Genomic DNA, 19,756 nt, shown 5'->3' with positions numbered 1-19,756 from the left:
ATCGATCGCGTTCCTTACAGCTAGTTTAATCACTTCTCAGCGTTTCGGCTCGGATTAGCGCCGGATCAGCCAATGCAAAAACCAGCCGCCAATTAGACCGATCCCGCCAAAGCGTACGGCTTGCCAAAAGGGATCGCTCAGTCGCACCCAGGAAAAGAGGCGGCTTTCGAGTTCAATTTCTAGGCTGTTGAGTTGGCGTTGAATCTGCTTGACTTCCTGCTGAATTTGTGATACGCGGTGTTGTAATTCTTCTTGCTGGCTTTGACCCTGTTTAACTTGGCTATAGCGCGCTTTGAGTTCGCTTAAAGCTTGTTCGGCGTTGAGGAGCGATCGCTCCAATTCTCCTTCGGGATCGACCGGGGAAGGCTGATTAGACATAAATTCAACTCGGCGCATTCAACCACCCCTCAGCATACTAGAGTTAGGCAGCAGCGATCCCCCTAACGGATGATGTCGTTTAGCCTAGATAAAATGTAGATTCATGAATAAATCGCGGTGCTTTGTAAACAGGTAGTATATTTTTTTAAAGTCGTCGCTTAGATTATTGAGCTTTTCTGATGTCTAATCTGCCTCTCGCCTCATCTGGATCGAAAAGCGATCGCCCTTGCAGCGAGATGAGTACGCTAGAACTCGCGCAAATCTTGGCAGAACGTTTAGCGATCGCGCCGAACGACTGGCATCGCTTAAAAGCCAATCGCAAAGCTCGATCGGGCGAACAACTCTCAGCCGCTTTAATCTTTCTCCTCAAAGACCAACCGGAGGAAGCCTTACCGCGACTGCAACAGGCAACTGGATGGCTTGACCGTTCGATCTCCGCCCCCCCTTGTCCGACGCACGGTCATTCCTCAAACCCATCCCAAAGATAGGCGAGATCGAGTTAGTAAGACGAATGAGAGAGCAGTTTTCCTAACTTTAACTCTCGTTCGTCAGGGTTCCACTCCACTTGGTCAAAAACCTGATGGAGAATAAACAATCCCCGACCGCATTCCGATTCTTGATGGGGAAGCTGTTCGGAACGTTCAGTGCTGCAACAACAATCTGCGGGAATTCCCGAACCTTGATCGGAAATCACCCACCAACAGGTGTTTCCCATTACTGAGAAGCGAACTAAAACTTTTTTACTCGGATCGAGATTATTGCCATGCTTGGCAGCATTGACTAACGCTTCTTGCAAGCCGAGTCGCACCTCTGCCTGCAAGCGATTAGGAACGCCTGCGAGCAATAAATCAAGAACCGGACACAGGTAGAGAGTAGAAGCAAAGCTAATCGTACTCCACTTCGAGCTTACCGGACGCTGGGAAATCGCAATCACTCCAAAAACCCCTGAGCTTTCAACAGGACAGATACTCATCAGATCCAGGCTTTGCCTGAATTGCGAAAGCCGACATCAGGTTAGGCGGTACTCAAACTTGGGTCCTGAATAAAAAGCATGAATAAGGCTAAGAACAAATCAGTTGTAGAAGCAGGTTGCATTGCCTTTGCCGTGGTTAGATCGGTCGTCCGCTCATCACTGAAGATGATTAAGAATTCAATCAAATTATTACCTGTCCACTCTCCTCTATTGTACAGAAAGTCTTTAGGAAAAACATCTAGCAAAGGTTAATACCTGAATTTGGCGGCGATGGATACCCCGATTTTCAGCTCGATATACTAGAATTTGCAGGTTCCTGGGCGCAGGCGTTCTCTAGTTGTACGCCGCCCAGCGAGAACCCCCTAAACGGCTCAAAAGACTCGCCTGACTGAGCGTCGATCTAGCCGCGATCGCCCATTTCCCTATCCGCCAGCACCCTATGACGTTATCTTCCTCGCGTTCGACTTCTGCGATTGATTTAAACCAAGTTAGACCTGAAATTCGCGCCCTTCAAGCTCAACTTGTGGAGTGGCGCAGGCGACTGCATCAGAAGCCCGAACTCGGATTTCAAGAACAGCTAACCGCCCAATTTGTCTCTGAAAAATTAACGCAATGGGGGATCGAACATCAAACAGGCATTGCCAAAACCGGCATTGTGGCAACGATCCCCGGATCGGCACCCGGTCGGGTATTGGCGATTCGAGCCGATATGGATGCCCTCCCCATCCAAGAAGAAAACACCGTCCCTTACCGATCGCAGCATGATGGCATTATGCACGCTTGCGGTCATGATGGACATACGGCGATCGCCCTCGGTACCGCCTATTACCTCGCCCAACACCGCCAAGACTTTAACGGCACCCTCAAAATCATCTTTCAACCCGCCGAAGAAGGACCCGGAGGCGCAAAACCCATGATTGAAGCGGGGGTTCTCAAAAACCCGGACGTAGAAGCCATCATTGGGTTGCACCTGTGGAACAACCTGCCGTTAGGGACCATTGGCGTTCGCCGTGGGGCGTTAATGGCGGCGGTTGAATGCTTCCGCCTGCACATCTTCGGTAAAGGGGGACATGGTGCCATGCCCCATCAAACCATTGACTCCATTGTTCTGAGCGCCCAAATTATTAACGCCCTACAAACCATTGTCGCCCGGAATATCGATCCCACCCAAGCCGCAGTCGTCACCGTGGGCGAACTCCATGCCGGAACTGCACTCAACGTCATCGCCGACAGTGCCAAAATGAGCGGTACGGTGCGCTACTTCGATCCCCAACTGAGCGATTATTTCGAGCAACGTCTGGCCCAAATTATTGAGGGAATCTGCCACGCTCACGGGGCGCGTTACCACTTAGACTACTGGAGATTGTATCCGGCTTTGATCAACGATTCGCAAATGGCGGATTTAGTGAGATCGGTAGCTTTGAGCGTTGTGGAAACCCCGGCGGGCGTCGTGCCAGAATGCCAGACAATGGGCGGCGAAGATATGGCGTTCTTTCTCCAAGAAATCCCTGGGTGTTACTTCTTCCTGGGTTCTGCGAATGCCGAAAAGGGATTGAATTATCCCCACCATCATCCCCACTTTGACTTTGACGAAACGGCTTTGGGGATAGGGGTAGAGATGTTTATCCGTTGCGTGGAGGCGTTTTTTTAGCCGCTAAAAAAGCAAGTGCGATCGCCACACTTGCTGAATTTGTGATTTCTGCCAGTTTTAGCTGCGCCGCCGTCCAGCGCGACGGGTGGGGGTGCGGGTTGAAATATCGTATTCTAGGGCCGCGCCAATCCCAAATAACAGGGGGCTAAAGACCCAAAATACTTCAAGAATGCCGCCGCTTTGGTAATCTGGTACGCGGGTGGCGGCATACTTGAACCACATATCGGCAATGTAGAGGCAAAAAGCGGCTGCTGCGATCATCCGCCAAGATTGGGAAAATCGACCGCCCCAGAACGCCAAGAGCAGGGTGGTTGCTGCAATGAGGAGTGCCACGTCAAAAACGGTGTAAATCAGCGTCACGGGCTTATCAAGAGGCGCTAAATCCTCTTCGAGTTTGACAACCCAATCAGGTGCTCTGCTCGCTGCGGGAGCGGGGGCTGGAGTGGTAGCAGCAGGAGTAGGAGCCGTCGGGGTTTGTGAGGTGGACGCCAGTCCAGACATCGAAGGGGGGAGCGATAGCCAAACCGCCAGGGCCATTCCCACAATCCCGATAGCGGCGATCGCGATCCATTGCTTGAGTTCTAAATTCAAGCGCCGACTGGTGACTGCGAGCATCATACCCCAAGATAGGCACAGGTAATTTAGCAAATAGAAAAAGTCACCGGGCGAAACGACTGGATCTTGTTCCCAGACAAATTCCCACAGGAAAAACAAGATATCGCCAATAACGTAGAGGAATAAGCCCAAACCAATGCCCAGCCAAACGTTGCGTCCGCTGACAATTTGAGGGCTGCGCCAGTTTCTCAAACACAAAATAGCAGCGCTGAGGTTGGCGACAAACCCAAAAATGTAGGTGCCTAGCAAGTACCACGTCGGGGGGCTTTCTCCTGGGGGAGTTGCGCCAAACAACAGAAAAAATAGCAGCGCAGCAACCGCCCAAGTTACGCCAGCTAAGACGATTGTTTGAGCGGTCAGGGGGGATTTCGCGGTAGATGATTTTTCGGCGGAGCTGCTCATAGGAAGTCCGGTGAACGCACAATCAGTTATTTTCAGCTTATTAACAGCAGACCATAGAATGAGCAGGTCTACAAGTTACTGCCATCTTAGGAGAAAATTTCCCTAGGTTTGGCAAATCGCACACAATTTTTCAACGAATTCAGTTAACCTGCATTCCACAGTTGACCGAGGGGAGATTTGTTGATCCAGGCGGTAAACTCAACGCGATCGCCATCAGAGAGGTCATCTAAAACCTCAATGGCTCGTGCGGTAAAACTGTCATTACCAAAATAGTCTTTCCCTAAGCGATGTAACTCTTGCAAGAAATTGATCAAGTGATGTTCTTGCCAGGGTTGAATGGGTAGCCCATCGAGGGGGTCAAGCGTTAGCATATCCTTAATGGCTTTTGCCGAACCGGCTTGAGGAAAGCTCCATTGAGCCAAGGCTCCAGCTAAATCTTTTTCAAAAGCGCTTGCTTGTCGATTGCCTAACAAATCTTCAATGTCAATATAGACGGCTTGGAGCAATAGCAAACAAGCCTGGGTATATAAAGCGGGTTTCGCTTCTGTAGTACCCGCCTCATCGTTAGCAAGTTGATCGAGCCGCACTTTTCCCCAAACGCTATAGCGATCCGGTTCCTCCAGCAAGACACAGGCTTTGCCCCGATTATCGGTTAAATCTCGCCAGTATGCCTTGGCTTCATCGGCTTGCGCGGCTGAAAAGACATTAATCAAGCGAAAAGTTTGCCCCTGATAGTTCAGAATCGGTATTTGCTGATCGCGTTTGGGGTGTTGAACGCTCGAAATTTCAACGTCCTGCCTCTTTAAAATAAACATGACACTGCCAATTGACTCCAGTCAGGGCGGGTGTGCGATGCCAGAGGGAGATCGCAATCCCCAAGAACAAATCGTTAGTAAATGCAGCACTCAACAATTGAGGCAGCTTCTGGGATCGATAGATGCAGTTTCACGCGCTTCGCGTTAGACGAATCGCCTGAATTCACAACTATTACCCATAATCGTACTATGCAACCTTTACGCTTGATGGGGTTTGCCTCTAGAGATAGATGCGATCGCACCCAATCGCACTGAGCGTTGAGCCACCAGCAAGCCGATTGCCGAACCTCCGACCCAAGCTGAGTTAAACAGCTTAACTTGAGACGGATCTTAGTATAGTTAGCGGTTAACCGTTGGGAGATTTTAACGAACTTCGGTAATCTTAATGAGATAGGGATGATAATCGGCTTGCCGATAGGAACCGACCCAGACTTCATAGGTGCCCGGTAGCCACTCCCCTGCTATTCCTGGGTTTTTGCCCACCAGGTCATCGTTACACCAGGTTCCCCCAGGGCCGCGCACGACCAGCATGGTGTCTTGTGGGCTTTGAACTTGCAAGCTGAGGTAGCTAAAAGCCTCAGTCAAGACAAGGCGGTGATCGGGTCGATCGTTAATAAAGCCGACACAGAAGCCAGTAGAGGTTTCCACAATGCCAACCCGGTCGCTTGCAGACACTTCCCCCCCACCGATCCCTTTAAGAACGAGGGGATCGGGAGAAAACTTGGGGCTAACGGTAATGCTCCTAAAGGTCGGGGAAATGGGGGTGGTTTGGGCTTGACCTAGGGGCGCGAATCCGGCGACGGAAACGAGCATCAGCAAGCCACTGCGGGCTAAAAAACCAGAGCAAGGAAGTGGCAGACGTTTCATGATTTAAGATTGCGCGATCGCTTTTGCTTGTTCAATTCGGGTTCGATCTAACCCTTTGTGATTCAACAATAACCAAGATTGAATTAAATCGGGGCCATGTAACTCGCCGGTTAAGGCAGCCCTGAGACTCCGCATCACTAAGCCTTTTTTCAGCTTTTTCTCTTTAACCAAGCTTTGAATCATCCCCTGGGCTTGGGTTTCATCCAAAGATTGACCCTCAAGGCTTTCTAGGAGGGTTTGCAGGACTTCCGCCGATCCGGTTTGTTGCAACTGGGTGCTGGCTTCTTCGTTAATTTCTACCGTTTCGCGAAAGAAGAGTTGGCTCATCGCCACAGCTTCTTCTAAACGAGTTAAACTTGGGCCAATTAAGGCACTCAGACGATCGAGCCAAGGGCGATCGCGATCGAGATCGACAGCATACCCTGCCCCTTGCCAGTAAGGAACCAACAGTTCAGTTAATTCAGTCGCCGGGATCTGATGCAGGTATTGACTATTAATCCAGTCCAACTTCGCCCAGTCAAACTTCGCCCCAGCTTTATTCACCCGTTCAAAGCCAAATTGCTGCGCGGCTTCGGTTAGGGTAAAAATCTCTTGAGTGGAATCGGCGGGCGTCCAACCCAGTAAGGTCATATAGTTAGCTAAGGCGGGTGCTAAATAGCCCATCCGTTTAAAATCGGAAATGGAGGTAACGCCGTCGCGCTTCGAGAGTTTGCGACCTTCCATATTCAAAATTAACGGCGTGTGAGCAAATTCAGGAACCGGGTGTTCGAGGGCTTCATACAACAGAATTTGCTTGGCGGTATTCGCAATATGATCTTCCCCGCGAATGACGTGGGTGATGTGCATCTCAATATCATCAACCACCACCGCTAAATTGTAGAGAGCTTGCCCAATTGTACGATCTTCAGCAGAACGGGCAACCACCATATCGCCGCCGAGATCGCTACCGCGCCAACTGACCTTACCGCGAATCAAGTCATTCCACACAATTTCGCGATCGTCGTCAATTTTAAAGCGGATGACGGGTTTGCGACCTTCGGCTGCAAAAGCTTCGCGTTCTTGGGGGGTTAAATTCCGGTGGCGGTTGTCGTAACGGGGGGCTTCTCCGCGCGCTTTCTGGGCCTCTCGCAGGGCGTCGAGTTCTTCTGGGGTGCAATAGCAGGGATAGGCTAATCCTTTGTCGAGAAGGGTTTGCACGGCTTGCTGGTAGAGATCGAGGCGCTTGGTTTGAAAGAAGGGGCCCTCGTCCCAGTTCAGTCCTAGCCAGGTGAGGCCTTCCAGGATATTTTCGGTATATTCTGGGCGCGATCGCTCTAAATCGGTATCCTCAATTCGCAAAATGAAGGTTCCGCCTTGACGCCGCGCAAATAACCAGTTAAACACAGCCGTCCTGGCTGTGCCAATATGTAGGTTTCCGGTAGGACTTGGAGCAATCCGAACTCTAACTGTCATGTTGATTGAATGTATTGATTTGATCGCAGAATTGCACGACTGGATCGATCGTCGTAGTCTACAAGGCTCAAGTCTAAATAGGTTGAGCGTAGTTTTTGCTGTGTATTCTCAATCTTAGCGACAATCCGCCAACTCTTATCGCCATTCTGAAACGGCGATCGCACCGTTCCGTTATAATCTGTTCGGCTAGGGGAATTTTCCAAAGCAAAATTTTTGATTGCGATCTATCCAAGAGTTGAAATATGCGAATTTTAATGATGGGGGGAACCCGTTTCATTGGGGTTTATCTGACTAAAATTCTAGTGAAGCAAGGTCATGAGGTGGTTTTGTTTAATCGGGGAAATCAACCCGCACCGATTGAAGGGATTCAACAAATTCACGGGGATCGCACTTCTGCCGAACAGTTGAAAGAACAGCTATCCTCAGAACGCTTTGACGCCATTTTTGACAACAACGGGCGCGAGTTAAGCGATACCCAACCCCTGGCGGAAATTTTTAAAGACCGCATTCAGCATTTCGTCTACATGAGTTCGGCGGGCGTTTATCTCAAATCTGACCAAATGCCCCACAAGGAAGGCGATCCGGTCGATCCCAAAAGCCGCCATAAGGGAAAACACGAAACTGAAGCCTATCTCGCGACTCAGGGTTTGCCTTTTACGGCTATTCGTCCCACCTATATTTATGGCCCGCAGAATTATAACGATCTAGAGGCTTGGTTTTTCGATCGGATTGTCCGCGATCGCCCTATCCCCATTCCCGGTAACGGTCAACATATCACGCAATTGGGTCACTGTGCGGATTTAGCGGCAGCAATGGCAAAAGTATTAGGAAAGGGACTGGCCATTGGACAGATTTATAACGTTTCTGGCGATCGCTATGTCACCTTTGACGGATTAGCCCGCGCCTGCATCGAAGCGGCTGGCAAATCTCCCGATAGCCTCAAAATTGTACATTACGACCCCAAACAGTTCGACTTTGGCAAGCGCAAAGCCTTTCCTATGCGCGTTCAGCACTTCTTTGCCGATGTCACCAAAGCCAAAACCGAACTCAAATGGCAACCCGAATTTGACCTCATCTCTGGCTTAAAAGACTCCTTCCATCACGATTATCTAGCCTCTGGACGGGACAAAGCCGAGATTGACTTCTCTGTCGATGACATGATTCTGCAAGCTTAGAGAAGCCAAGAATGCCGCCAGCGACTGTTTTAAACAACTGTCTCTGGCTGGCGATGCCAATACCCTTTTAAGCGTTCAACTTGCTCGCGTTGGATACTGATTTGGCAGTCGGTAAAGGTAACAGAGTCGGGATCTAGAAAGTGAGCGATCGCTCTAAGTGTAATGAGACTCACTCGGTTTTAACTCAGTCACTCAGCACTCAGCACTTTGAACTCAGTCACTCAAGAAAGTGACTGTTGTTTTTGGGGAACTAGAAATTACCTAGAGACAAATGACTCCATCTGCGCTAATATCTAACTCAGTCTAAATACGGTAACTTGACCGACGAACCGGAGATTTTAGGAGAACTCAGTATGAAGCCTTGGCGCTGGTTGAAAAACACCACTCGTAGATTTACAGCCTTATTTTTAGCAGGAATTAGTTTAAGCGTCGCGATCGCAGCTTGCACGCCCAATGCCAACACATCAGGAACTGGACAACAAGGACAGGCTTCAACAGTCGATCTGACCCTAGTCTCCTTCGCCGTCACCAAAGCCGCCCACGATCGCATTATTCCGAAATTCGTCGAAAAGTGGCAGCAAGAACACAACCAAACCGTGAGAATTAACGCCAGTTATGGCGGATCGGGTTCTCAGACTCGCGCGGTTATCGATGGCTTAGAGGCAGATATCGTCCAACTTGCCCTAGCCTTAGATACCGAAAGAATCGAACAAGCAGGACTGATCGAGCCAGGTTGGGAACAAGAATATCCCAACAACAGCATCGTCAGTCAATCCGTACCCGTCATTGTCACCCGTGCAGGCAACCCTCAAAACATTCAAAACTGGCAAGACTTAGCCAGAGACGGCGTGCAACTGATTACCGCCGATCCCAAAACCTCCGGCGTTGCCCGTTGGAACTTCCTCGCCTTATGGGGTTCAGTGACCGAAAATGGCGGAACCGAGCAACAAGCCCAAGAATTTGTCAGACAAGTTTATCAAAACGTCCCCATTCTCACCAGAGATGCTCGCGAAGCCACCGACGTTTTCTACAAACAAGGGCAAGGCAACGTTCTGATTAACTACGAAAACGAAATTATTCTGGCAGCCCAACAAGGCGGGCAGCAACTCCCCTACGTTATCCCCGATGTCAATATTTCCATTGATAATCCTGTCGCCATCGTCGATCGTAACGTTGACAGACACGGAACGCGAGAAGTCGCCCAAGCCTTTGTCGAATATCTATTTACCCCAGAAGCCCAAGCTGAATTTGCAGCCGTTGGTTTTCGTCCGGTTGATGCTAGCGTTGCCCAACGCAAAGAAGTTGCGGACAAATACGCCCCCATTAATAATCTGTTTACCGTCCAAGATTTAGGCGGATGGGATACCATCCAACAGCAATTCTTTGAGGATGGCGCGGTTTTCGATCAAATTCGCGCGGGTAACTAAACCCCGGTGAGGGAAAATTGAGCTGTGTGATTGATGCTCAATTTTCCTCATTGAGTCTTTATCGTTTCGCTAATTGAGAATTCATGGCTGTATCTTCTTCTCCAGAAATTCGAGTCAGGCGTCCAAACGTTTGGCAGCAACTCAACCAAGTTTCATGGGCATGGCGCATTACCTTCGTCTACCTCAGCATCATGCTGTTAATTCCCTCCGCCGCCATGTTACTGCGTGCCAGTACCGATGGTCCTGTGCGGTTTTGGCAAGTTGCCACCTCTCCCATTGCCCTTTCTGCCTATGAAGTTACGTTTGTTACGGCATTTATTGCCAGTGCCATTAATGGCGTATTTGGCACTTTATTAGCTTGGGTTTTAGTTCGCTACGACTTTCCCTTTAAGCGTATCGTTGATGCCATCGTCGATTTACCGTTCGCTTTACCCACCGCCGTTGCTGGTTTAACCCTAGCAACCGTTTATAGCGATAATGGGTGGATTGGTTCGCTGTTGGCACCTTTGGGAATTAAAATTGCCTTTACTCGGTTGGGGGTAGGGGTAGCAATGACTTTTATTTCCCTTCCCTTCGTAGTGCGAACGGTGCAGCCTGTTTTACAGGAAATGGAAAAAGATGTAGAAGAGTCGGCTTGGAGTTTAGGCGCTTCTCAATTTCAAACCTTTTGGCGCGTGATTTTACCCCCATTAATGCCAGCAATTCTGACGGGGGTAGCGTTAGGTTTTTCTCGCGCAGTTGGGGAATATGGTTCAACGGTATTAGTCGCGGCGAATATGCCTTTTCAAGATTTAATTGCTCCCGTGCTAGTCTTCCAACGATTGGAACAATATGATTATTCGGGTGCAACTGCCATCGGCACTGTCATGTTAGCAATTTCTTTGGGAATTTTATTGGGAATTAACTTGTTACAAGCGTGGGGCAGAAGATATGACTATAAGTAATGCCAGCAATTCAGAATTGTCTCAAGCTCAGGAACCTGCACGCCATCAAGAAGGCAAAATTAAGTATATTCTGATTGGGATCGCCCTCCTCTATTTAGCGTTGGTGTTATTAATTCCGGCGATTAATGTTTTTGTGCAGGCTTTTCAAGGGGGAGTGGGGGCATTTCTCCAGGCTTTACAAACTCCCGATTTTATCCATGCGGCTCAATTAACGTTAATTATTGCCGCGATTGTAGTCCCGGTTAATACCATTTTTGGCTTGTGTGCAGCTTGGGCGATCGCGCGCCATCAATTTCCGGGTAGAGCCTTAGCCATTAGTATTATCGACCTGCCCTTCTCGATCTCGCCAGTGGTCGCAGGTTTGATGATTGTTTTACTCTATGGCAGAAATGGCTGGTTAGGGCCGATTCTAGAGGCTGCTAATTTTAGAGTCATTTTTGCTTTACCGGGAATGATTATTGCCACGGCTTTTGTAACTTTACCGTTTGTGGCGCGAGAAGTGATTCCAGTTTTAGAAGAAGTGGGAACCGATCAAGAAGAAGCCGCGAGAACCTTGGGAGCAAAAGATTGGGAAATTTTCTGGCGCGTCACGCTTCCTAATATTCGCTGGGGGTTGCTATATGGGGTGCTGCTGACGAATGCGCGGGCGATGGGCGAATTTGGAGCAGTGGCGGTGGTTTCTGGTAATATTGCCCGACGAACCCAAACCTTGCCGTTATTTGTGGAGGAATCTTATAAGCAGTATCACACCCAATCAGCTTTTGCGGCGGCTGTTATTTTAGGCTGTTTAGCGGTAGTGACGTTGGTATTCAAAGAAATTTTAGAGCGCAAAACGCGCATTAAAGATGTGGAGTAATCCCCGTTCAACCGGAGGTTTTCCGGAACGATGGATTGAATTTCCTAACGTTCTGGGGTTGATGAAAGAGATACAGCCGTTTTCTCTTCGGTAAGGTACCACAAGATTCCCTTGAATCAGGGGAATTTCAATAAAGGGTCCTGCACAGAACCCCAAAATGCTCTACAAGTTGGCTTAGTGTTTTGAGTCCGATCCCTCATTGACACGATCTGGAGGATTTGTGATGTTAGCATCGTCTCATTCTGAAGAGCATAGCGATCGCCGTCCGACTCATCAACGCATTTGCTTGCGAATTCCCAAAGAATATCACTCAGAACCCGTAATTTCTCGGTTGACTTCTCGGCACGGTTTGATTGTCAATATCAATGCAGCTTTATTGGGCGCAAAAGTCCCCCAGGAAGGTTGGTTCGATCTCGACCTTCAAGGCACCCCAGAACAAATTCGCGGTGCGTTAATCGATCTAAACGATCTGGACTTAGAAATTTGGGAGAATTCTAGCGAACCGAATGATGGTTGGTAAGGCGATCTAAATCGGGGCTTCATTTGTTCCTTAAATCGAGAAAAGCTGAGGCTGCTTTTCTGGCTTAGAAATCGAGAATCAAGCTAAAGAGAGATGACAAAAGATTAGCTTGTGGATTTTACTACTAGAGCGGGCTATTGGTTCCGCAAAGGTTTATCCTTGCAATTTGATTCTCAACGCCAATGCCGGAAGCGAGTAGAACTCAACTTTCCGATTCTCAGTGCCATCGCCAACTCTCCCTAATCCCCCGTTTTGCGAGTGCTTTCGTTTTTGGGATTGGGGTTTTAGTGTTGGTTGGCTGGGTGGGCGATATTGGGCTGCTGAAAAGCATCCGCCCGGAGTTTGTCAGCATGAAAGCCAACAGCGCGATCGCCTTTATTGGCTTGAGTATTGCTCTGTGGTACACCCAATCCCATCGCAGGCGATCGCGATCGTCTTGGATTGCTCAAGGGATTGCGATCGCGGTCTTAGCTTTGGCAACCCTCACCTTACTGCAATATGTCTTGGGAATCGATCTAGGGATCGATCGCCTCGTGTTTAGCGAACCTCCAGGGACGATCGGTACCGCTTATCCTGGGCGAATGGCTCCCAATGCGGCGGTTAACTTTATCTTACTGGCCAGCGCCCTGCTGTTTTTAAACCAGCACAACCGCCAATCGATTCGTTTTAGTCAATATCTCGCCTTAATGGTTGCCTTAATTTCTTGGCAACCCCTCCTCGGCTATGCCTATCAGTTCCGGACTTTGTATGGAATTGCTTACCATACTCACATGGCTCTGCATACGGCGATCGCCTTCGTCGTGCTAGCGATTGGTATTTTAAGCATCCATCCTCACGTCGGCATTATGGCAATTATGGCGAGCCGCAGTCTAGGAGGCTTCATTGCCCGTCGCCTGCTGATTGCCGCAGTCATCATTCCCTCGGTGGCTGGATATTTGATTGCGATTGGATTTCGCGCCCAGTTGTATCGTACGTCCTTTGCTTTAGCACTACTGGTTATTGTTAATATTGTCTTCTTTAGCGTGTTGATCTGGCTCAATGCCCGGACTCTCGATCGGGCCGATCGCGATCGCGCCGACGCCTTACTCGCCCTGCAAGAACTCACCGCTGAATTGGAATTGCGGGTTGAAAAGCGCACCGACGAACTGGTTAAAGCCAACCAAGCCTTAAAACAACAAATTGCCGAACGCCGCCAAGCCGAAGAAGCCTTATACAACCGCCAACAAGAACTCAAAGCGTTGTTGGAAAATACCCCCGATGTCATTATCCGCTGCGATCGCGACCTACGTTATATCTACGTTAACCCAGCAGTCGAGCGTTCAACGGGAGTTCCAGCAGCGGCTTTATTAGGCAAAACCAGCGAAGAACTTGGAGCCTCTGAAGAATTATGCCAGTTGTGGAACGCCACCTTAAGGCGCGTCTTCGATACCGCCTCGGAACAAACCGTTGAATTTCAATCCCCTAGTGTCACCGGAACTCGAACCTATCTGTCGCGAGTCGTTCCCGAATTCGATCGTGAAGGCGCGGTGCAAACCGCTTTAATTGTCAGCCGCGATATTAGCGATCGCAAAGCCACCGAAGAAGCCTTGCGCCAGCGGGAATTCACGCTGCGACAATACTTTGAATTACCGTTAATTGGCATCGCCATTACTTCCCCGGAAAAAGGGTGGATCGACGTTAACCAGAAACTCTGCGATATTTTGGGCTATTCTCGCCAAGAACTCCAAGAAATGAGTTGGTTAGAACTCACCCATCCGGAGGATCTGGCGTTGGATATTACCCTCTTCCACCAAGCGCTATTAGGTCAGCGCGATGGCTATTCCCTCGATAAACGCTACATTCGCAAAGATGGGCAGATTATCTACACGAACCTCTCTACCCGCTGCATCCGCCGCGCTGATGGCACGGTTGATTATTTTGTGACGTTGATTCAAGATATCACCGAGCGCAAGCAAGCGGAAGAAGAACGCGCCCAACTGATTCGCGAACAAGCGGCGAGGGCAGAGGCTGAAACGGCTAACCGCATGAAAGATGAGTTTCTCGCGACCCTTTCCCACGAGTTGCGAACCCCGATTAATTGTATTTTGGGATGGGCGCAGCTATTACGCACCCGCCAACTCAATGATTCAACCCGCGATCGCGCTTTGGAAACGATCGAACGGAATGCCCGCCTGCAAACCCAACTGGTGGAAGACTTACTCGATGTTTCTAAGATTGTTCAAGGTAAAATTACGCTCAAATGCCGGAACGCCAATATTGCTTTAGTAATTCGCAGGGCGGTTGATACGGTTGGAACCTTAGCGGCGGCTAAAAACATTCAGGTTGAGATGGAGTTAGACCCGGCAGTAGAATTTACCTGGGCCGATCCCGATCGCTTGCAGCAAGTGGTCTGGAATTTACTCTCGAATGCGATTAAGTTTACGCCAGCCCAAGGTCGAGTCACGGTTATCCTCCAACAATTCTCTCAAGAGATTGCGATTCAAATTCGCGATACGGGCAAAGGGATTAGCCCTGAGTTTTTACCCCATGTTTTCGATCGCTTCCGCCAAGCCGATAATTCGATTACGCGATCGCACGGGGGGTTGGGCTTGGGTTTAGCGATCGTTCGCCACTTAGTGGAATTGCACGGGGGAACGATCGCGGCAGATAGTGCTGGTGAAGGGAAAGGCACAACCTTTACGGTGAAGCTTCCGGTTGTGCAAAATCCGCATCTGAAAAATAGCGATCGCCCAGAACCTAATCGATCGGCTTCGTCCGTACATCGGCGGCTTGCAAATCTGCCCTACTTAAAAAACCTTCAGGTTTTGCTGGTAGAAGACGATCGCGATACCTGCGAGTTAATTGAAATGGTTCTCAAACAAGCAGGCATCCAGGTGACACCCGTGCATTCAGTCAAAGCCGCGCTATCAGTTCTCGATCGGATGCGCCCCGATGCCATTATTAGCGATATTGGGATGCGCGAGGTTAACGGTTACGACTTTATGCGATTGCTGCGATCGCTCCCCTCCGATCGCTCCGATATTCCGGCGATCGCCTTAACTGCCTATGCTAGCGATCGCGACCGCGAACAGGCCTTAGCTGCCGGATTTTGTCAGCATTTGTCTAAACCAATCGAACCCGAAAAGCTAGTTAACGCGATCGCCAACCTCGTTCAGCAAACCGCCTTAACTGTTCCCTACTTTAAACTTTAGCGACCGAACAAACTGTAGCTTAAGGTACCCCAGGGAACGCATTAACATATTGAATCTTCAGATCGGCAAACGCGTCCACCGTTTGCACCGTAAAATCAGGGAACGCATCAACCCATTGCCATTGACCGCATCGATCCGGAAAAGCATTAACCTGCTGTACCTTCAAATCTGGAAAAGCAGTCACCACTTGAACCTTCAGATCGGCGAACCGCTCGACTTTCTGCACCTTACCATAGAGAGGTCGCCCCTTATAAGTACAGTTTTCGCGATCGAACGGATTCTCATGAGAGGATGTGGGTTGGCTGAACGCAATCGAACTGACAACGATCGCTAGCCCGAACCAAAGCTTAAATCTCATCATTGTTTTGGGTTTAAAATCCCGTCCTTCTCTCTAATTTTGTATTTTATGATTACCAAAGGGCAAATTATCCAAGGGTTGCAAGCTGTTGCTGAAGCGATCGCCGAAAATAAAGATTATCTAACAGAGCTTGATGCCGCGATTGGCGACGCCGATCATGGTATTAACCTCGATCGCGGGTTTCAAAAGGTTTTAGAACAATTGCCGACTGTTGCCGATCGAGATATTGGAAGCCTCTTTAAACACGTCAGCATGACCCTAATTTCCTCCGTTGGGGGCGCTAGCGGGCCGTTGTATGGGACGATGTTTTTACGCGCCAGTATCGCTACTGCGGGCAAAGAAGAACTTAACGCCGAAGCAATGGGCGCTATTTTAGTAGCTTTTGTCGAAGCCATTGTCCTGCGGGGTAAAGCCCAATTGGGAGATAAAACCCTATTGGATGTTCTAATTCCGACTCAACAAGCCTATCAAAGCGCGATCGCCCAAGGGTCAGATTTCCCCACCGCTTGGCAAACTGCCCTAGAAGCCGCCAAAACCGGGCGAGACAGTACCATTCCCCTAGTTGCGAAAAAAGGAAGGGCGAGTTATTTAGGCGATCGCGCTTGCGGCCATCTCGATCCGGGTGCAGCCTCCGCCTATCTGATTCTCAAAACCCTATTCGACCCCAACCTGTAATAAAGCGTTACATTCAAAGAAGAACGCATTCACTATCCTCTATGACTGTAGCTATAGAACGCGAGACAGCCACGCTTCCCGCCGGGGGGAACGATCCAACGCGGTTTGACTGCAAAGAAGTTTGGTATCCCGTGCATTATATCGAAGACTTGGATCGGACCAAACCTACCCCTTTTACCCTCTTAGGTGAAGATTTAGTCCTGTGGTGGGACAAACAAGCCGAATGCTGGCGGGCATTTGCAGATCGCTGTCCTCATCGTCTCGCGCCGCTTTCCCAGGGTCGCGTGAATGAAGCAGGTTGTTTAGAATGTCCCTATCACGGTTGGGAATTTGGCGGTACGGGGGAATGCAAATCCATTCCTCAACAACGGGAAGCGAACAGAGGAGAACTCTCGCCGCGATCGCAAGTGCGATCGCTTCCCACAGCCGTCAGACAAGGGTTACTCTTCGTCTATCCAGGTCAACCAGAGAACGCCGAGAAAGTTTGCGTTCCCATCGTCGATGTTCTAGAGGAAACCTCCTCGGAATGGGTTTGTCTCAACACCTTTCGCGATCTTCCCTACGACGCCCTCACTTTATTAGAAAATGTTTTAGACTCCAGCCACGTCCCGTTTACCCATCATAAATCGGTGGGCAATCGCAGCAATGCCGGCCCAGTGGATCTCGAAGTCGTAGAAGCCGACAAACAGGGCTTTAGGGGAATTTGGGAGGAAGGCCCCCGCCGAGGCACCTTGGGACGGCAGGAAAGCAGCTTTATTGCCCCAAATTTAATGTGGCATGACCTCACCTCCAAGCAGTTTGGCAGAACCTTAACGGTGGTTTATGCTACCCCTATCCGCAAAGGTGAATGTCGCTTATTTGCCCGGTTTCCCTTTAAGTTTCCCTCGCCGATCCCCCGGCTGATTATTGGTTTAACGCCGCGTTGGTATTCTCATTTAGGACAAAATGCGGTGTTGGAAGATGACCAAATTTTCCTCCATTACCAAGAACGCTATTTAGAAGCGGTTGGAGGTGGGGGAAATTATGCCAAAGCTTGCTATCTACCCACGAAAGCCGATAACTTTGTCCTCGCCTTTCGCCAGTGGGTGAATGAATACCAAGCCGATCCATTTCCGGGGGAACGTTTACCCCCGCCTTTATCTCAAGCCCAACTTTTAGACCGCTATACTTCTCATACAACGCATTGTGCCAGTTGTCGCAAGGCTTTAGCCACTATTCAACGGCTGCAATGGGTGAGTATTGCAGTGGGCGCGATCGCGTGGCTTCTGGTTCCCCTGTTGGCGTTTGGGTTCGGTCATCTCTGGGGAAGTATCGCCAGTGGCGGTATCTTTATCCTGGCGGCGGGTGCGGCTTTCGCCCTCAACCGACTCAAACAGAGGTTTTACCAAGGCCGAGAAATTCCCCCGCGCAACCTCCCGGAAAAGTCGCGGGCGCAGTCCGGTTGATTTTGCTTCTAGCCCGAATGTTACGATTCGGGCTAACCCTAATTTAGAGTTTGGTCTGGGTCGCTCAGTTCGGTATCTTGAGGTTATCCACTGCAAACGATAGAGCGATGTCTTTTCACGAACAAAATCTAGAAGCTTTTATTGAACTGTTGAGCGACAAGCGATCGCGCCGCCTGTTTACTGAGAATAACCTCGCGGAACTCGCCAAAATGGTGTCTGCATTACCCGACGATGTGGAGAAACTCTCGATCGCGATCGCCACTTGGTACGAAACCCGTCCGACCATTGTAGATGCTCAACTCGATCTGCTCAACGAACTCCTCTCGCCGTCGGTTGCAGCGCCACAAAAAACGAATCCGCTGGCGATAGAGCGCGTTTCCAGCCCTTCTCAACCAGCGGTTCAACCTGTGAAACAACCCATCAATAAACAAGCCTTACAGCAAGCGATCGATCCGCAATGGCGCGATCGCCCTGAGCCTGGCCAAAATTAGAGATGATCCGGCTGGCGTAGCATTCGGTGTTTTTGTCGCAGCCAGTCTTGACCTAACTGAATGGTAATATCGGAGCGCAAACTGCCCGTACTTTCAACGCGCACTTCCCCAAAGCCGAGCGATCGCTGTAAGTCTTTGGCCACTGTGACATCGCCATCTTGGGCGACAATGCGCGTCACCTTTAGCGGTTCGTTCCACGGCCGACTGACATAAACATTGCCATAGCCTTGGTCGTAGAGCGTATTCACCAAATCGTCAACCGCGCCCCATTCGCCCGTACTATCTTGAATGGCTACATTCACGTAGGCGGGATCGAGGGACTTAACAGCCCGTGCAGTCGTGGCGGTTGCCATGCCAAAATGCTGACTCATCATCGTATCGATGCGTTCGTAGTCGGGCAACCAGTAACTCGCCTGATATTCCTCTGGCGAACTGAACCGACCTGGAACCATGAGCATTTGGACTTGAGAGCGGTCTGTACGGGTTGCGAACCCAGCGAGGGCAAACAATTCTTCAACGCTGAGGTTGGTGTCGAGATTCGACTGAATAATAGACATCAACTTCGGCAAACGAGCCAAGGTTGTAGGGTTGAGCGCTTGTTCGAGTAAGGCTCGAATAAATAACTGCTGGCGTTGAATCCGTCCAATGTCGCCTAAATCATCGTAACGGAATCGGACAAACTGCATGGCGCGATCGCCATCGAGGTGCTGCTGTCCGGCCTTGAGGTTGATGTATAGATGTTGACTATCATCTCGGTACTCCATATCCTGCGGGACATAGAGCGTAACGCCACCGAGGGCATCAATCAACTTTTCAATTCCCTGGACATTGAGGCGAATGTAGCGATCGATGCCAACACCGCCCAGCAGTTCGCTAACCGCCTTCGCCGATAGCGCCGGGCCGCCATAGAAGTTCGCCTCGTTAATTTTCTGCAAGCCGTGGTCTTCAATCCAACTGCGCGTATCGCGGGGAATCGAGAGGGCGGACAGCTTGCGCGTTGCCGGGTCGAAGCGCACCAGCAGCATGGTATCGGTTAAGCCTTCAAAAGAATCCACTAAAGCGTGGTAGCCCAAGTGCTGAAGGCGGTCTGGGGGATTATCAAGATCGGAGGTGAGAACTTTGGTTCCGAGAATTAAAATATTGACGGGGCGAGTCAACTCAGGCATTTGTAGCGTCCCGCCTGTGGCAATGCGATCGCCCTTGCCAAAAACAGCAGCTTCCTCCGCTGTCAGGCGAGTTTGCATCAGCGGCGTACTGGCTAAAGAAATCGCCAGCAAAGCACCGGCTGTGGCAGACAATAAAGCAATTCCCGATAAACCCAGACCGATACCAATCCACCGCACATTACTGGGTTTAATTTGCTGGGGAGAATTTTGTTTCAGATGTTTCTGAGCCGCCACTTGCTTCCTCACACACTAAATAAGGACTTTAAAGTAAAGTCGCTGAATTCGCAAATGCATCCTTACGACGATTAGTATAGGGAACTTTGCTTATCCCTGCTGCTCTTGGAAAAAATTGTCC

21 protein-coding genes are annotated in these 19,756 nt (G+C 49.9%); 11 read left to right on the top strand and 10 right to left on the bottom strand.

Going from position 1 to position 19,756, the window contains the following annotated elements; genetic code table 11:
* Positions 1–54: 54 nt before the first annotated feature.
* On the bottom strand, positions 55–378 hold the full coding sequence (locus QQ055_RS06540) for a sll0565 family protein (RefSeq protein WP_286004399.1): 324 nt from the start codon (positions 376–378) through the stop codon (positions 55–57).
* A gap of 179 nt (positions 379–557) precedes the next feature.
* On the opposite strand from QQ055_RS06540, the gene QQ055_RS06535 reads away from it, so the two are divergent.
* Entirely contained in the window at positions 558–866 is a 309-nt protein-coding gene (locus tag QQ055_RS06535; protein WP_284475831.1) for a DUF6439 family protein, read from the top strand.
* An 11-nt stretch (positions 867–877) separates the two neighbouring features.
* On the opposite strand, the gene QQ055_RS06530 is transcribed toward QQ055_RS06535, so the two are convergent.
* Positions 878–1,312, bottom strand: coding sequence for an ATP-binding protein (locus QQ055_RS06530; RefSeq protein ID WP_069969617.1), 435 nt, complete (start codon positions 1,310–1,312; stop codon positions 878–880).
* Positions 1,313–1,790: 478 nt separating this feature from the next.
* Here QQ055_RS06530 and QQ055_RS06525 point away from each other — a divergent pair, with 478 nt between their 5' ends.
* Positions 1,791–3,002 carry a M20 metallopeptidase family protein gene (locus tag QQ055_RS06525; protein ID WP_284475832.1) on the top strand — a complete coding sequence of 404 codons (1,212 nt, stop codon included), beginning with the start codon at positions 1,791–1,793 and terminating at the stop codon, positions 3,000–3,002.
* Positions 3,003–3,059: 57 nt separating this feature from the next.
* Here the strand turns inward: QQ055_RS06525 and QQ055_RS06520 are convergent, their stop codons facing one another.
* The 5 genes from QQ055_RS06520 to QQ055_RS06500 all read right to left on the bottom strand — a co-directional run bounded on the left by QQ055_RS06520 (position 3,060) and on the right by QQ055_RS06500 (position 7,356).
* Positions 3,060–4,019 (bottom strand): hypothetical protein, encoded by a 960-nt coding sequence (locus QQ055_RS06520; protein WP_069969533.1) that lies wholly within the window; start codon positions 4,017–4,019, stop codon positions 3,060–3,062.
* Between the two features lie 143 nt (positions 4,020–4,162).
* A complete protein-coding gene (locus QQ055_RS06515; protein WP_069969532.1) occupies positions 4,163–4,834 on the bottom strand; it encodes an Npun_F0813 family protein in 672 nt (223 codons plus the stop codon).
* Between the two features lie 363 nt (positions 4,835–5,197).
* Complete coding sequence (locus QQ055_RS06510; RefSeq protein ID WP_069969531.1) at positions 5,198–5,701, bottom strand: hypothetical protein; 504 nt, start codon at positions 5,699–5,701, stop codon at positions 5,198–5,200.
* A 3-nt stretch (positions 5,702–5,704) separates the two neighbouring features.
* On the bottom strand, positions 5,705–7,153 hold the full coding sequence (gene gltX / locus QQ055_RS06505) for a glutamate--tRNA ligase (protein WP_284475833.1): 1,449 nt from the start codon (positions 7,151–7,153) through the stop codon (positions 5,705–5,707).
* Positions 7,150–7,356: a hypothetical protein gene (locus QQ055_RS06500; protein WP_141724484.1), complete on the bottom strand. Its 207-nt coding sequence runs from the start codon at positions 7,354–7,356 to the stop codon at positions 7,150–7,152. Before QQ055_RS06500 ends, gltX begins: the two co-directional genes overlap by 4 nt.
* Before the next feature lie 39 nt (positions 7,357–7,395).
* On the opposite strand from QQ055_RS06500, the gene QQ055_RS06495 reads away from it, so the two are divergent.
* On the top strand, positions 7,396–8,328 hold the full coding sequence (locus QQ055_RS06495; RefSeq protein ID WP_284475834.1) for an NAD-dependent epimerase/dehydratase family protein: 933 nt from the start codon (positions 7,396–7,398) through the stop codon (positions 8,326–8,328).
* 29 nt (positions 8,329–8,357) lie between these two features.
* Here the strand turns inward: QQ055_RS06495 and QQ055_RS06490 are convergent, their stop codons facing one another.
* Positions 8,358–8,501 (bottom strand): hypothetical protein, encoded by a 144-nt coding sequence (locus tag QQ055_RS06490; protein ID WP_284475835.1) that lies wholly within the window; start codon positions 8,499–8,501, stop codon positions 8,358–8,360.
* A gap of 180 nt (positions 8,502–8,681) precedes the next feature.
* Between QQ055_RS06490 and QQ055_RS06485 the strand changes: the two genes are divergently transcribed.
* The 5 genes from QQ055_RS06485 to QQ055_RS06465 all read left to right on the top strand — a co-directional run bounded on the left by QQ055_RS06485 (position 8,682) and on the right by QQ055_RS06465 (position 15,266).
* Positions 8,682–9,755 (top strand): sulfate ABC transporter substrate-binding protein, encoded by a 1,074-nt coding sequence (locus tag QQ055_RS06485; RefSeq protein WP_284475836.1) that lies wholly within the window; start codon positions 8,682–8,684, stop codon positions 9,753–9,755.
* An 83-nt stretch (positions 9,756–9,838) separates the two neighbouring features.
* Complete coding sequence (gene cysT / locus QQ055_RS06480) at positions 9,839–10,699, top strand: sulfate ABC transporter permease subunit CysT (RefSeq protein ID WP_283359960.1); 861 nt, start codon at positions 9,839–9,841, stop codon at positions 10,697–10,699.
* Positions 10,686–11,555: a sulfate ABC transporter permease subunit CysW gene (gene cysW, locus QQ055_RS06475; RefSeq protein ID WP_283359959.1), complete on the top strand. Its 870-nt coding sequence runs from the start codon at positions 10,686–10,688 to the stop codon at positions 11,553–11,555. The genes cysT and cysW overlap by 14 nt, the downstream gene beginning before the upstream one ends.
* 223 nt (positions 11,556–11,778) lie before the next feature.
* A complete protein-coding gene (locus tag QQ055_RS06470) occupies positions 11,779–12,075 on the top strand; it encodes an NIL domain-containing protein (RefSeq protein ID WP_283359958.1) in 297 nt (98 codons plus the stop codon).
* Between the two features lie 182 nt (positions 12,076–12,257).
* Positions 12,258–15,266 (top strand): PAS domain-containing hybrid sensor histidine kinase/response regulator, encoded by a 3,009-nt coding sequence (locus QQ055_RS06465; RefSeq protein WP_286004398.1) that lies wholly within the window; start codon positions 12,258–12,260, stop codon positions 15,264–15,266.
* 19 nt (positions 15,267–15,285) lie between these two features.
* On the opposite strand, the gene QQ055_RS06460 is transcribed toward QQ055_RS06465, so the two are convergent.
* Complete coding sequence (locus QQ055_RS06460) at positions 15,286–15,624, bottom strand: 7(1) septoil knot domain-containing protein (RefSeq protein ID WP_190566552.1); 339 nt, start codon at positions 15,622–15,624, stop codon at positions 15,286–15,288.
* A gap of 48 nt (positions 15,625–15,672) precedes the next feature.
* On the opposite strand from QQ055_RS06460, the gene dhaL reads away from it, so the two are divergent.
* The 3 genes from dhaL (at position 15,673) to QQ055_RS06445 (ending at position 18,235) form a co-directional block, all read left to right on the top strand.
* A complete protein-coding gene (dhaL, locus tag QQ055_RS06455) occupies positions 15,673–16,299 on the top strand; it encodes a dihydroxyacetone kinase subunit DhaL (protein ID WP_190566540.1) in 627 nt (208 codons plus the stop codon).
* Positions 16,300–16,340: 41 nt separating this feature from the next.
* Positions 16,341–17,744, top strand: a complete 1,404-nt coding sequence (locus QQ055_RS06450) for an aromatic ring-hydroxylating dioxygenase subunit alpha (protein WP_284475839.1) — start codon at positions 16,341–16,343, stop codon at positions 17,742–17,744.
* 107 nt (positions 17,745–17,851) lie between these two features.
* The gene (locus QQ055_RS06445) at positions 17,852–18,235 is read left to right on the top strand and encodes a hypothetical protein (RefSeq protein ID WP_283359954.1); all 384 of its coding nucleotides are present in this window, start codon (positions 17,852–17,854) and stop codon (positions 18,233–18,235) included.
* On the opposite strand, the gene QQ055_RS06440 is transcribed toward QQ055_RS06445, so the two are convergent.
* Entirely contained in the window at positions 18,232–19,635 is a 1,404-nt protein-coding gene (locus tag QQ055_RS06440) for an LCP family protein (protein ID WP_071958200.1), read from the bottom strand. The two genes, QQ055_RS06445 and QQ055_RS06440, sit on opposite strands and share 4 nt — an antisense overlap.
* Between the last annotated feature and the right edge of the window lie 121 nt (positions 19,636–19,756).

This window comes from Geitlerinema calcuttense NRMC-F 0142, from assembly GCF_030285425.1.
This window is presented reverse-complemented; position numbering and strand designations above follow the sequence as displayed.